This window comes from Ideonella margarita (assembly GCF_038066635.1).
Classification (GTDB): domain Bacteria; phylum Pseudomonadota; class Gammaproteobacteria; order Burkholderiales; family Burkholderiaceae_C; genus Ideonella; species Ideonella margarita.
Window position 1 is genome coordinate 200074 of record NZ_JBBUTI010000002.1, and the last position, 13497, is coordinate 213570.

Sequence of the window (13497 nt, forward strand, 5' to 3'; positions counted from 1 at the left end):
GCCACAACGCGCTGACGAGACAACGCGCAAAATCCGCTCCGCAGCCCCCAAAATGCCACATCTGGCCGCACCACCCTTTGCCAAAGACGCTTCCATGAGCCTGAAGAAAAACGATATCCAGCTGCAACGCATCACCTACCTGCGCGGCCCCAACATCTGGACCTACCGCCCGGTGATGGAGGTCTGGCTCGATCTGGGCGAACTGGAAGACTTCCCCTCGAACCTGCTGCCCGGCTTCACCGACCGCCTGCTGGCCCTGCTGCCCGCCCTGGAAGAACACCACTGCGGCGTCGGCGAGCGCGGCGGCTTCATCCAGCGTCTGCGTGAAGGCACCTGGGCCGGCCACACGCTGGAACACTGCGTGATCGAGCTGCTGAACCTGGCTGGCATGCCCACGGGCTTCGGCCAGACGCGCAGCGTGTCGCAGCGCGGCGTCTACCGCATGGTCTTTCGCGCCCGCAACGAAGAAGTCGGCCGTGAAGCCCTGAAGCAGGGCCACGCGCTGCTGATGGCGGCCATCAATGATGAGCCGTTCGATGTCGAAGCCGCCATCACCGCGGTGCGCGACGCGATTGACGACTGCTACCTCGGCCCGTCCACCGCCTGCATCGTGGCGGCCGCCACCGACCGCCGCATTCCGCACATCCGCCTGAACGACGGCAACCTGGTGCAGCTGGGCTACGGCGCGCGCCAGCGCCGCATCTGGACCGCCGAAACCGACCTCACCTGCGCCATTGCCGAAGGCATCGCCGGCGACAAGGACCTCACCAAGACCCTGCTGAAGGCCTGCGGCGTGCCCGTGCCCGAAGGCGTGGTGGTGGCGAGTGCCGATGAAGCCTGGTCGGAAGCCCGGGACATGGACGGCCCGGTGGTGATCAAGCCCAGCGACGGCAACCACGGCCGTGGCGTGACGCTCGACCTGACCGAAGAGGCCGACATCCGCGCCGCCTTCGAGCTGGCCGACAAGCACGGCAGCGAAGTGCTGGTGGAGCGCTGCATCCGAGGCAACGAACACCGACTGCTGGTGGTGGGCGGCAAGGTGGTGGCGGCAGCCCGTGGCGAATCCGCCTGGGTGACCGGCGACGGCCACAGCACCGTGACCCAGCTGATCGACAGCCAGATCAACTCCGACCCGCGCCGCGGCACCACCGAAGCGCATCCGCTGAACCGCCTCGACATTGCCGAAGACGAAGTCATCCTGCTCGACCTGAAGCGCCAGGGCCTGGACGGCCAGTCGGTGCTGCCGGCCGGCAAGCGCCTGCTGGTGCAGCGCAACGGCAACGTCGCGATCGACTGCACCGACGACCTGCACCCGGACGTGGCCCATGTGGTGTCGCTGGGTGTGCGGGCCGTGGGCCTGGACATCGCCGGCGTCGATCTGGTGTGCGAAGACATCAGCCGCCCGCTGGAAGCCCAGGGCGGCGCCATCGTCGAGATCAATGCCGGCCCCGGCCTGCTGATGCACCTGAAGCCCGCCGAAGGCCAGCCGCGCCCGGTTGGCCAGGCCATCGTCGAGCACCTGTTCCCCGAATCCGACCATGACCCGCGCCCGGGCCGTGTGCCGATCGTCGGCGTGGCCGGCACGCGCCACACCGCCACCATCGCCCGCGCCGTGACCTGGCTGATCCACCTCGCCGGCAAGCCCACCGCGCTGGCCTGCCAGGATGGTCTGTTCCTCGGCAGCCGCCGCATCGCCCGCACCGGCAAGCAGTTCTGGGATGCCAGCCACCGCCTGCTGATGAACCGCGAGGCCCAGGCCGCCGTGTTCGAGAACAGTGCCGCGATGATCCTCGGCGACGGCCTGCCCTATGACCGCTGCCATGTGGGCGTGGTCACCGACATGGGTGGCTGGGAAGGGCTTGCGCACCACGACATCCACGACGAAACGCCGATGTTCAAGGTGCTGCGCACCCAGATCGACGTGGTGCTGTCTGATGGCGTTGGCGTGCTGAACGCCAACGATGCGCGCATCGCCGAGATGGCCGAGCTGTGCGACGGCAGCGTGCTGATGTACGCCTGGGGCGACACCCTGCCCACGGCCCTGCTGGAACATGTGCAGGCCGGCGGCCGCGCCGTGACGCTCAAGGGCGGCCGCGTGCAGCTCCACACCGGCAACGACGTGCAGACCGGCCTGGACCTGGCCGGCCTGCTGGCCCGCAAGGGTGAAGCCGGCAACCACGGTCTGAGCGAAGCCCTGCTGGCGGCTGTGGCCACCGCCTGGGCCTTCGGCATCGGGCCCGAGCTGATTGCCGCCGGCATCGAGACCTTCGAATTGCAGCCGCCGGTCTGATTCACCAGCCCGTTCTGCTCTATTCTCAAGACCCAGCCAGACAGCCCACCCACGCTGCAGACGTCGTCAAAAAAACACGCCATGGACATTTCACGCACTCGCGCACTTCGCGGCCCCAACCTGTGGAGCCGTCACACCGCCATCGAATCCGTCGTGGCCTGCCAGGAAGCGGAACGCGCCCTGACCAACCTGCCCGGCTTCGAAACCCGCTTGCGCACGCTGTTCCCGGCGCTGGGCTCGATGCGGCGCCAGCCCGACATCACCTCGCTGGCCCACGTGGTTGAAACCGCCGCACTGGCGCTGCAGGCCCAGGCCGGCTGCCCGGTCACCTTCAGCCGCACCACCGAAACCACCGAGGCCGGCACCTACCAGGTGGTGGTCGAGTACACGGAAGAAGTGGTCGGCCGCAAGGCCTTCGATGCAGCCGTGGCGCTGGTGGAAGCGGCCCTGAGTGCCGAAGGCACCTTCGACGCCGACGCCGTCGTGGCCGAATTGCGCGAACTGGACGAAGACGTGCGCCTCGGGCCGTCCACCGGCTCGATCGTGTATGCCGGCGTGGCTCGCGGCATTCCGTACCGCCGCCTGACCAGCGGCTCGCTGGTGCAGTTCGGCTGGGGCAGCAAGCAGCGCCGCATCTGGGCGGCTGAAGTGGACTCAACCAGCGCCGTCTCCGAATCCATCGCCCAAGACAAAGACCTGTGCAAGACGCTGCTGGCCGCCGCTGGCGTACCGGTGCCGGTGGGCCGTCCGGTGGGCAGCGCCGACGAGGCCTGGGAAGTGGCCGAGGAAATCGGCCTGCCCGTGGTGCTGAAGCCGCAGGACGGCAACCAGGGCAAGGGCGTGACGGTGAACATCACCACCCGCGACCAACTCGACGCCGCCTACAAGGCCGCCGAGGAATACGGCCATCCGATGGTCGAGAAGTTCCTGCCCGGCAGCGACTTCCGCCTGCTGGTGGTGGGCAACAAGCTGGTGGCCGCTGCCCGGCGTGACCCGCCCCACGTGATCGGCGACGGTGAGCACACGGTGCGCCAGCTGGTGGACCAGGTGAATGCCGACCCGCGCCGTGGTGATGGCCATGCCACGTCGCTGACCAAGATCCGGTTCGACGACATCGCCGTGGCACGCCTCGAACTGCAGGGCCTGACGCCGGCCTCGGTGCCGCCCAAGGGCCAGCGCGTCATCCTGCGCAACAACGCCAATCTGTCGACCGGCGGCACTGCCACCGACGTGACCGACGACGTGCACCCGGAAGTGGCGGCACGCGCCGTGGCCGCCGCGCAGATGATCGGCCTCGACATCTGCGGCGTTGACGTGGTGTGCGACAACGTCATCCGCCCGCTTGAAGAACAGAGCGGCGGCGTGGTCGAAGTGAACGCGGCCCCCGGCCTGCGCATGCACCTGTCGCCGTCCTTCGGCAAGGGTCGCGCAGTGGGTGAAGCCATCATCAACCACCTGTATCCGGCCGGCGAAAACGGCCGCATCCCGGTGGTGGCCGTCACCGGCACCAATGGCAAGACCACCACCTCGCGCCTGATCACCCACCTGTTCGCCGCCAGCGGCCTGCGCGTGGGCATGACCAACACCGACGGCGTGCACGTGAACGGCCGCCAGATCGACTCCGGCGACTGCTCCGGCCCGCGCAGCGCGCGCAACGTGCTGATGAACCCGGACGTGGACGCCGCCGTGTTTGAAACCGCCCGTGGCGGCATCCTGCGCGAAGGCCTGGGATACGACCGTTGCCAGGTGGCCGTGGTCACCAACATCGGTGCCGGCGACCACCTCGGCCTGAACTTCATCACCACGGTCGAAGACCTGGCGGTGCTCAAGCGCGTCATCGTCCAGAACGTGTCGACCGACGGCTACGCGGTGCTCAACGCCACTGACCCGCATTGCGTGTCGATGGCTCCGACCTGCCCGGGCGGCATCATCTACTTCGCGGCGGACCGGCACCACCCCGTGCTGGCCACCCACCGCGCCCAGGGCCAGCGCTGCGTGTTCGTCGATGACGGCCACATCGTGGCCTCGGAAGGCAACTGGCGCGAATCGATTCCGCTGACCGACGTGCCACTCACCCGCAGCGGCACCATCGGCTTCCAGGTGGACAACGCCATGGCCTCGGTGGCTGCTGCCTGGGGCGTGGGCCTGTCGTGGGACGCCATCCGCGCCGGCGTGGCCAGCTTCGTGAATGACGCTGACAACGCCCCCGGCCGCTTCAACGTGATGGACTACCGCGGCGCCACCCTGATCGCCGACTATGGCCACAACCCGGACGCCATGCGCGCCCTGGTCGACGCCGTGAACGCGATGCCGGGCAAGCGCCGCTCGGTCGTCATTTCGGGCGCCGGTGACCGCCGCGACGAAGACATCACCGAACAGACGCAGATCCTCGGCAAGGCCTTTGACGACGTGATCCTGTACCAGGATGCCTGCCAGCGCGGTCGCGAAGACGGCGAAGTGCTGGCCCTGCTGCGGCAGGGCCTGGAAGGTGCGCCGCGTACCCGCAATGTCGACGAGATCCACGGCGAGTTCCTGGCCATCGACACCGCCTTGAGCCGCCTGCAACCAGGTGATCTGTGCCTGGTGCTGGTCGACCAGGTGGAAGAAGCCCTGGCCCATCTGGCCAAGAGGGTGGCTGAGCCGGCCCACTGAAGGCACGCTCGACCAAGACGGGCGGCTGCCGCCCGATCAGCCCCTTGAAAGCGCCAAACAGCGACGATCAAGGGGCTTTTTTGTTGCATTGAGCGACAGAGTGCCCGCAGGACACTCCGCGGGCGGCTGGCTGGATGCTGGGATGCCCTCATTCCGGAAGGGCAGGCACAGGCAGAGCCGCAAGGAGTCGCGATGATCCCCGCCCTGAATTCCCTGCGTGCCCGCCTGGTAGCCACCACCGGCGCGCTGGTGCTGCTGAGCCTGCTGGCCCTGGTCAGCTACAACCACTTCGCTGCCCGCAGCTCGGCCCTCGCCGATCTGGGTGCCCAGACCCGGTCGCTCGCGCACTCGCACGCTGCCAGCATCGGTGACTGGGTCGCGTCACGGCGCGCGGTGGTGCAGTCGTTCACTGGCGCCGTGGCGGATGCCGACCCGGTGCCGCGCCTGGCCCAGGCCGAGCAGGCTGGTGGCTTCGACACCACTTATTTCGGCTTCGCCGACAAGCACACCGCCTTCTCCAAGCCCCAGCAACTGCCGGAAGGTTATGACCCGACCGGCCGGCCCTGGTACACCCAGGCCGCCGCGGGCAATGGCGTTGTGCTGACTGAACCCTATGTGGACGCCAGCACGAAGAAGCTGGTCATCACCTTCGCGGCGGCCATCCGGGAAGGCAGCAGCGTCAAGGCCGTGGCTGCGGGTGACGTGTTCATGGACGGCGTCTCGAAAAACATCGCCTCGATCCGCCCGACCGCCTCCAGTTTCGGCTTCGTCGTGGCAAAGGACGGCAAGGTCATGGTGCATGAGCAGGTGGACCGCGTGCTCAAGCCGGCCACCGAGCTGTCGGCCGAGCTCACGCCGGCCCTGCTCGCCGAGGCCGGCAGCCAGTTGACTGAAGTGAACGTGGCCGGCCGGCAGATGCTGCTGACGACGCAAACCATCGAAGGCACGCCATGGACGCTGGTGGTGGCACTGGACAAGGGTGAGGCGTTGGCCGGGGTGTCCGCCATGCTGTGGCAATCGCTGCTCGGCAGCGCCGCGCTGGCACTGGTGTCGGTGCTGGCCGTGGGTGGCCTGCTGGCCTCGCGACTCAAGGGACTGACCACGCTGCGCGACGCGATGCGCGAAGTGGCCGAGGGCGACGGTGACCTGACCCGCCGCCTGAAGGCCGACGGCACTGACGAGCTGGCCGCGATCGGCCGCCACTTCAACCAGTTTGTCGACAAGATCCAGCACACGCTGTCGGAGATTCGCGCGACCAGCGATTCGGTGCGCGTCGCCACCGAGGAGATCGCCACCGGCAACCAGGATCTCTCGACCCGCACCGAACACACCGCATCCAGCCTGCAGGAAACCGCCAGCTCGATGTCGCAGATGACCAGCCAGGTGGGCCATTCGGCCGATACCGCGCGTCAGGCCAACCAGCTGGCATCGTCAGCGGCCGATGCGGCGCGCCGCGGCGGCGACGTGGTCGACCAGGTGGTCGGCAGCATGGACCAGATCACCCAGAGCTCGCGCAAGATCGCCGAGATCATCGGCGTGATCGACGGCATCGCCTTCCAGACGAACATCCTCGCGCTGAACGCGGCGGTCGAAGCCGCCCGCGCCGGTGAGCAGGGCCGCGGCTTTGCCGTGGTGGCGGCCGAGGTGCGCTCACTGGCGCAACGCTCGGCCACGGCCGCGCGCGAGATCAAGACGCTGATCGACACCTCGGTGACGCACGTGGCCACGGGCGCGGAACAGGTCAACCGCACCGGCACGGTGATGCACGACATTGTCTCGAGCGTGCGCCGGGTGGCCGACATGATCGGCGAGATCGCCTCGGCCTCGGAGGAGCAGCGCGACGGCATCGCCCAGGTGAACGTGGCCGTGGCCCAACTGGATTCGATGACGCAACAGAACGCGGCGCTGGTGGAGGAATCAGCCGCCGCGGCCGCCAGCCTGAAGGACCAGGCCGCGCGCCTGGCGACCGCCGTGGCAGCTTTCCGCATCGGTGACGACCGCTCGCGCAGTGTGTCGGCTACTGCCATCACGCACGACACCACCACTGCCTGAGGCCGGCTCACCGGGCAACATCTGCCGATACAGCTGCGTCTTGCTGCACACTGCGGCGCATGAATGGTTCGAACGACGATGCGCTGACACCCGCGCAGTGCCCGCGCTGCGGCGGTAATTTTGGCTGCGGGGCGCTGCGGCTGGACCAGCCCTGCCCATGCAGCACGGTGACGCTGGCGCCGGCCTTGCAGGCCCGGCTGCGCCAGCGCTGGTCAAGTTGCCTGTGCCTCGCGTGCCTGGGTGCGCTGGCGGCTGGCGCTCCGCTGGAGCTGCCGCGTCAGCACGTTCAGTAGCGCTGCACCACCGCGGTCATGCGCACCGGCGGCTCGTAGGCCTCGGGCCAGAAATCATCGATGGCGGTGATCAGGCCAGCCTCATCAAAGGTGAAGAAGCTGATGCCCACCGCGGTCGCGCCGCTCACCTTGAAATCGCAGCGCGAAACGGCCTGCCCCGGCCCGGTGGCCACCCTCACCACGTCCAGTTGCCAGTCACCCGGGTAGGTGCGGTTGAACTCGACGTAGTCGGCGCGGCCCTTCACCACCTCGCGGGTCTGCGGCACGCGGTACACCACATCCGGGTGAACGGTGTCACCAAAGGCAGCCCAGTCGCGGGCGACGGCCGCTGCCCAGTAGTGCCGCACCAGGGCGGCCAGATCATGCGAAGCACTCATGCCGCCATCATAGACAGCGGCATGGGTGCGTCACGCGTTCAGACCGGCGCGGAGGTGCGGATCAGGTGGTCAAAGGCGCTGAGCGCAGCCTTGGCACCCTCGCCCGTGGCGATGATGATCTGCTTGTACGGCACCGTCGTCACGTCACCGGCGGCAAACACGCCCGGCACGTTGGTGGCGCACTTGGCGTCGATGATGATTTCGCCGTGCTTGCTCAGCTCGACCGTGCCCTTCAGGAACTCGGTGTTGGGCACGAGGCCGATCTGCACGAACACGCCTTCCAGCTCGATGCGACGGGCTTCGCCGGACGCGCGATCGGTCCAGTTCAGGCCGTTCAGCTTCTGGCCGTCGCCGGTGAATTCGGTCGTCTGCGCCTGGGTGTGGATGGTGACGTTGGACATGCTCTTGAGCTTGTCCACCAGCACCGCATCAGCGCGCAGCTGGTCACCAAATTCCAGCAGCGTGACGTGGCCCACCAGGCCGGCCAAGTCAATGGCGGCCTCAACACCCGAGTTGCCGCCACCGATCACGGCCACGCGCTTGCCTTTGAACAGCGGGCCGTCACAGTGCGGGCAGTACGCCACGCCCTTGTTCTTGTATTCGACCTCGCCGGGCACGTTCACGCTGCGCCACCGCGCGCCGGTGCTCAGCACCACGGTGCGGCTCTTCAGCTCGGCGCCGTTGTCCAGCTTCACGGTGACGTAGCCACCCGGCTGCTCGGCCGGAATGACGGCCGCCACGCGCTGCAGGTTCATGATGTCGACGTTGTAGTCGCGCACGTGGGCCTCCAGCGCAGCAGCGAACTTCGGGCCCTCGGTGTGCTGCACCGAGATGAAGTTCTCGATGCCCATGGTGTCCATGGTCTGGCCACCAAAACGCTCGGCCACCACGCCGGTGCGGATGCCCTTGCGGGCCGCGTACACGGCGGCAGCAGCGCCGGCCGGGCCACCGCCCACCACCAGCACGTCGAACGCTTCCTTGGTGGCCAGCTTGGCCGCAGCGCGGGCTTGTGCGCCGGTGTCGATCTTGGCGAGGATCTCGCCGATCTCCATGCGGCCCGAGTAGAACGGCTGGCCGTTCAGGTAGACGCTCGGCACAGCCATGATCTGGCGCGCCTCGACCTCAGCCTGGAACAAGCCGCCATCCACCGCGACGTGGCGGATGCGCGGGTTCAGCACGGCCATCAGGTTCAGGGCCTGCACCACGTCCGGGCAGTTGTGGCAGGTCAGGGACATGTACGTCTCGAACACGAAGTCGCCGTCCAGCGACTTGATCTGCTCGATCGTGTCCGCATCCACCTTGGGCGGGTGGCCACCGGCCTGCAGCAGCGCCAGCACCAGCGAGGTGAACTCGTGGCCCATCGGCACGGCGGCGAAACGCACACCCATGTCGGCGCCCACGGCACTGATGTTGAAGGAGGGGCGACGCTCATCGGCGCCGTCGTAGCGCACGCTGACCAGCGGCGACAGCGGCGCGATCTCTTCGAGGAGTTCGCGCATTTCCTGCGAAGCCGGACGATCATCCAGCGAGGCGACCAGTTCGATCGGTCGTTGCAGGCGTTCAAGGTAGCCCTTGAGCTGGGCTTGCAGATTGGCGTCGAGCATGGCGGTTCCTGGTGATGCGGGTGGAGTTCAGGCGAAGTCGTGCTGACCTCGTTGAAAGCCGCCCCGACAGGCGCCGCGAGCTGCTTTCAACGAGGCCCGTGAAGGGCCGGAGAGGGGGCCAGCCCGTGCGGGCCGGCCGATGCCAGAGGCATGGATGTCAGAAGATCAGATCTTGCCGACCAGGTCCAGCGACGGGGTCAGCGTCTTGGCGCCTTCCTTCCACTTGGCCGGGCAGACCTGGCCAGGGTTGGCGGCGGTGTACTGGGCAGCCTTCAGCTTGCGCAGGGTTTCCGACACGTCACGGGCGATTTCGTTCGAGTGGATCTCGGCGGTCTTGATGATGCCGTCCGGGTTGATCACGAACGTGCCGCGCAGTGCCAGGCCTTCTTCAGGGATGTGCACGCCGAACGCGTTGGTCAGGGTGTGGGTGGGGTCGCCAACCAGCGGGAACTTGGCCTTGCCGACGGCCGGCGAGGTTTCGTGCCACACCTTGTGCGAGAAGTGGGTGTCGGTGGTCACGATGTAGACCTCGGCACCAGCAGCCTGGAAGGCAGCGTAGTTGTCAGCTGCGTCTTCGATTTCGGTCGGGCAGTTGAAGGTGAACGCGGCCGGCATGAAGATCAGGACGGACCACTTGCCCTTCAGGCTCTCGTCAGAGACGTCGATGAAGTTGCCATTGTGGAAGGCTTGGGTCTTGAACGGCGCGACTGCGGTGTTGATCAGCGACATGGAGTTTCCTGTTGCGGTGAGTAAAAGGGGTGCAGCACAAAGCTGCGACGGGTTGAATCTTAGGCCGGGCGGCTGATGTTGTGGATTGATTGATCGAATGCCCCTGATTGGCATTGCCTATCGCCCGTTCCGTCATCAGCCCGCCATGAAAAAGGGCCCGCGAACGGGCCCTTCAAGGTGAAACCAGCCGGGCGCGGCCTCAGCCGCACTGCCCGACATAGCCACAGGCGGTGCAGAAATCGCAGCCGTCCTTGTGGATCATCGTGGCGTTGCCGCATTCCGGGCAGGGCTTGCCAGCCATCGGGCTGACCTTGCCGGCGGCGTCTTCAGCAACCGGTGCAACCTTGCGCTCGGGCGCTTCCAGGATGCCCATGGCGTTGATCGGGAAGCCTTCTTCGTCGAGCACACCCAGCATCGCGTAGCGGTGGATGACCAGGCGGGCCACGTAGGCCACCGTGCTCGGCCAGATCTGCTGGCGCTTCTGGCCCGGCACCGGTGCCATGAAGTGGCCCAGCGGCTCACCCACGTTCAGCAGCTTGCGCAGCTTCATGCCGACCCAGGCCGGGTCGATCACGCGCATGTCGAGCGACAGCAGACGCGCCAGGCCATCGAGGGCCTTCGGGTAGTTGCCCGAGAAGCCGATGGCGCAGGGGCGGGTCACGTAGCCACTCGGTGCGTCCGGGTTGGCCAGCGCCACTTCCTTCAGCGTCAGGGTGAAGGCTTCGCCGGTGGCGGGGTTATCCACATCAACCGCCCAGGCCAGCGTGCCCGAGGTGGTCGTGCGCGGCTCGTCGCGGCTGAACATGGCGTCGAGCACCGGGGTTGGGCCGACGGCGTCGAGCGAGCCCAGTTGCTCACAGCGCCAGCGGATGACCGCCGCGGTGGCAGCCACCACGCCCGGGAACAGGCGCTTCTCGCCACTCGGCGGGAAGGCCATCTCGAACGAGCGCTCTTCGGCCACGGTGGCCAGGGTGTCGAGCTTGAGCTTGAGCCACTGAGGATCATTCACCCGCATGTCCATCGACAGCGTCTTGGCCAGGGCACCCAGGCCGCGCGGCTGCTCGGCGCCATTCACCCACACCTCGAACGGCAGGGTGCGGCCGAACAGGCCGGCGTCGGGGCCGGCTTCGGCCGGCAGTTCACCCACGAACAGCGCGAAATCGCCGTGCGGGTGCTGGATCATGTAGCTCCAGGCCGGGTTGCCGCCGCGCATTTCCGGGCGACCGGGCCAGCGCAGGCTGGTCAGCACGGCCTTCGGCGACTTGTCGAGCTTCAGGCGCTGGTTGGCGCCGTCGGTGGTCAGCGGTGCGGGTTCCACCACGGGCACCGTCGGTGCGGCCGGAGCCGCCGTCGGCGTGACGCTGAGCACCGAGCCCAGCACCGAGTTCGGACGGTAGGTGGCCAGACCCTTCAGGCCCGACTTCCAGGCCATCATGTAGAGGTCCTGGAAATCGGCGTAGGGGTAATCCGCCGGCACGTTCACCGTCTTGGAGATGGCGGTGTCGATGCACGGCGCCACGGCGGCCACCATCTGGGCATGGGCCTCGGCGCTCATTTCCAGCGCGGTGACGAAGGCCTCGGTCAGCGGTGCATCGGCGCCCTTCAGGTGGCGATACAGGCGCCACGCGTGGTCTTCGACCGCGTACTCCTTCGAGCTGCCGTCGGGCATGCGCTTCTTGCGGGTGTAGGTCCAGCTGAAGGCCGGCTCGATGCCGTTGCTGGCGTTGTCGGCGAAGGCCAGGCTGATGGTGCCGGTCGGCGCGATCGACAGCAGGTGCGAATTGCGCAGGCCGTGGGTACGGATGCGGTCCTTCACGCCTTGCGGCAGACGCGACGCAAACGTGCCGCGCGACAGATACATGTCGGCGTTGAACAGCGGGAACGCGCCGCGCTCCAGGCCCAGATCCACGCTGGCGTTGTAGGACGCGTCGCGCATCACTTCACTGATGTGGCGGGCCATGTCGCGGGCGGGCTGGCCGTCGTAGCGCAGGTTGAGCATCACCAGCGCATCACCCAGACCGGTGAAGCCCAGGCCCACGCGGCGCTTGTTGGCGGCTTCTTCACGCTGGCGCTCCAGCGGCCACACGGTCACGTCGAGCACGTTGTCGAGCATGCGGGTGGCCACGGCCACCACCTTGGCGAAGGCTTCGTCGTCGAAGAAGGCGCCACCCTCGAACGGCTCGCGCACGAAGTGCGTCAGGTCGATCGAGCCCAGGCAGCAGCAGCCATACGGCGGCAGCGGCTGCTCGGCGCACGGGTTGGTGGCGGCGATGGTTTCGCAGTAGCTGAGGTTGTTGTCCTGGTTGATGCGGTCCAGGAACAGCACGCCCGGTTCGGCATGGTCGTAGGTGGACCGCATGATCTGGTCCCACAGCGACAGCGCCGGCAGCGTGCGGTACACCCACAGGCCGTCAGCACGCTGGAAGGCTCCACCGGCCTTGAGCTTGGCGCCCGGCTCGGCACGATGCACCAGCTGCACGTCGGCGCCGGTCTGCACGGCCTGCATGAACTCATCGGTCACGCCGACCGAAATGTTGAAGTTGCGCAGATCGCCCTGGTCCTTGGCGTGGATGAAGGCCTCGATGTCCGGGTGGTCGCAACGCAGCACACCCATCTGGGCACCGCGGCGCGCACCGGCCGATTCCACCGTTTCGCAGGACCGGTCGAACACGCGCATGTAGCTGATCGGGCCGGACGCGCTGGACTGGGTCGAGCCCACCCAGGCGCCGTGCGGGCGGATGCGGGAGAAGTCATAACCCACGCCGCCGCCGCGACGCATGGTTTCAGCCGCCTCGGTCAGGGCGGTGTAGATGCCGGGGAACCCGTCTTCATCCGACGCGATGGAATCACCCACGGGCTGCACGAAGCAGTTGATCAGGGTGGCGGTCAGGTCGGTGCCGGCAGCGGAGTTGATGCGGCCGGCCGGCACGAAGCCCAGCTCCTGCGCACGCAGGAACTCGGCTTCCCAGTGGGCGCGCTGCTCGGGCGCTTCAACCACGGCCAGGGCGCGTGCAATGCGAGCGCGCACTTCGCCCACAGAGCTTTCGCTGCCTTTGGCGTACTTCTCGATCAGCACCTCTTCGCTGATCGGCTGCGGAGGCAATGTCCTGTCCCCCGGGCCGGCCGGAACGGGCGTGGATCGGGTGTCAAACAGGTCTTCTGTGTTCATGTCTTCTTTTCCGGCGGGTCTGTCTTCAAGCCCGTCATCATCCACTGAAACGGGGCGGATGTCAGTCGGCGCCGGCTTGACCATCCACAAAGATTCGGCATGCAGCAAAACGCTTGACAGCCGCAAAAGCCGGCAGGCAGGCAGACCGCCTCAGCCGGCCGGGCGCTGGGTCGGCATTCACCTGCAAAACAAGGAATTGCGCCACGTCCTGGCCGGTGTTGATGCCTTTAGCCGCCATGTCAGCTGCCGATACTCCGAGGTACACAGCCATTGCTGCTCAATGCCCGGAGCGGGCTGCTGCCTGCCTGTCAGAGCACACAGGCCTCGAATT

The 13497-nt window shown here is 67.4% G+C and carries 9 protein-coding genes; 4 read left to right on the forward strand and 5 right to left on the reverse strand.

Annotated features, from left to right (window positions below; genetic code table 11):
* The first annotated feature begins 94 nt into the window (after positions 1-94).
* The 4 genes from AACH00_RS03905 (at position 95) to AACH00_RS03920 (ending at position 7287) form a co-directional block, all read left to right on the forward strand.
* On the forward strand, positions 95-2290 hold the full coding sequence (locus AACH00_RS03905; protein ID WP_341397677.1) for a cyanophycin synthetase: 2196 nt from the start codon (positions 95-97) through the stop codon (positions 2288-2290).
* A gap of 81 nt (positions 2291-2371) precedes the next feature.
* Entirely contained in the window at positions 2372-4942 is a 2571-nt protein-coding gene (cphA, locus tag AACH00_RS03910) for a cyanophycin synthetase (RefSeq protein ID WP_341397679.1), read from the forward strand.
* Between the two features lie 192 nt (positions 4943-5134).
* Complete coding sequence (locus tag AACH00_RS03915) at positions 5135-6994, forward strand: methyl-accepting chemotaxis protein (protein WP_341397681.1); 1860 nt, start codon at positions 5135-5137, stop codon at positions 6992-6994.
* 59 nt (positions 6995-7053) lie between these two features.
* On the forward strand, positions 7054-7287 hold the full coding sequence (locus tag AACH00_RS03920) for a cysteine-rich CWC family protein (RefSeq protein WP_341397682.1): 234 nt from the start codon (positions 7054-7056) through the stop codon (positions 7285-7287).
* Here AACH00_RS03920 and AACH00_RS03925 read toward each other — a convergent pair.
* The 5 genes from AACH00_RS03925 to AACH00_RS03945 form a co-directional block, all read right to left on the reverse strand.
* The gene (locus tag AACH00_RS03925) at positions 7281-7664 is read right to left on the reverse strand and encodes a nuclear transport factor 2 family protein (protein ID WP_341397683.1); all 384 of its coding nucleotides are present in this window, start codon (positions 7662-7664) and stop codon (positions 7281-7283) included. The genes AACH00_RS03920 and AACH00_RS03925 overlap by 7 nt on opposite strands.
* A 38-nt stretch (positions 7665-7702) precedes the next feature.
* Entirely contained in the window at positions 7703-9268 is a 1566-nt protein-coding gene (gene ahpF / locus AACH00_RS03930) for an alkyl hydroperoxide reductase subunit F (protein ID WP_341397684.1), read from the reverse strand.
* Between the two features lie 165 nt (positions 9269-9433).
* On the reverse strand, positions 9434-9997 hold the full coding sequence (gene ahpC / locus AACH00_RS03935) for an alkyl hydroperoxide reductase subunit C (RefSeq protein WP_341397685.1): 564 nt from the start codon (positions 9995-9997) through the stop codon (positions 9434-9436).
* Positions 9998-10196: 199 nt separating this feature from the next.
* On the reverse strand, positions 10197-13166 hold the full coding sequence (locus tag AACH00_RS03940; RefSeq protein ID WP_341397687.1) for an adenosylcobalamin-dependent ribonucleoside-diphosphate reductase: 2970 nt from the start codon (positions 13164-13166) through the stop codon (positions 10197-10199).
* 61 nt (positions 13167-13227) lie between these two features.
* Entirely contained in the window at positions 13228-13437 is a 210-nt protein-coding gene (locus tag AACH00_RS03945; protein WP_341397689.1) for a hypothetical protein, read from the reverse strand.
* Between the last annotated feature and the right edge of the window lie 60 nt (positions 13438-13497).

What these genes read in the sequence shown, in the direction of transcription:
- AACH00_RS03945 (WP_341397689.1), bottom strand. Translation starts at nt 13,437, where the DNA reads ATGGCTGTGTACCTCGGAGTATCGGCAGCTGACATGGCGGCTAAAGGC.
- AACH00_RS03905 (WP_341397677.1), top strand. Translation starts at nt 95, where the DNA reads ATGAGCCTGAAGAAAAACGATATCCAGCTGCAACGCATCACCTACCTG.
- AACH00_RS03940 (WP_341397687.1), bottom strand. Translation starts at nt 13,166, where the DNA reads ATGAACACAGAAGACCTGTTTGACACCCGATCCACGCCCGTTCCGGCC.
- ahpC (WP_341397685.1), bottom strand. Translation starts at nt 9,997, where the DNA reads ATGTCGCTGATCAACACCGCAGTCGCGCCGTTCAAGACCCAAGCCTTC.
- AACH00_RS03915 (WP_341397681.1), top strand. Translation starts at nt 5,135, where the DNA reads ATGATCCCCGCCCTGAATTCCCTGCGTGCCCGCCTGGTAGCCACCACC.
- ahpF (WP_341397684.1), bottom strand. Translation starts at nt 9,268, where the DNA reads ATGCTCGACGCCAATCTGCAAGCCCAGCTCAAGGGCTACCTTGAACGC.
- cphA (WP_341397679.1), top strand. Translation starts at nt 2,372, where the DNA reads ATGGACATTTCACGCACTCGCGCACTTCGCGGCCCCAACCTGTGGAGC.
- AACH00_RS03920 (WP_341397682.1), top strand. Translation starts at nt 7,054, where the DNA reads ATGAATGGTTCGAACGACGATGCGCTGACACCCGCGCAGTGCCCGCGC.
- AACH00_RS03925 (WP_341397683.1), bottom strand. Translation starts at nt 7,664, where the DNA reads ATGAGTGCTTCGCATGATCTGGCCGCCCTGGTGCGGCACTACTGGGCA.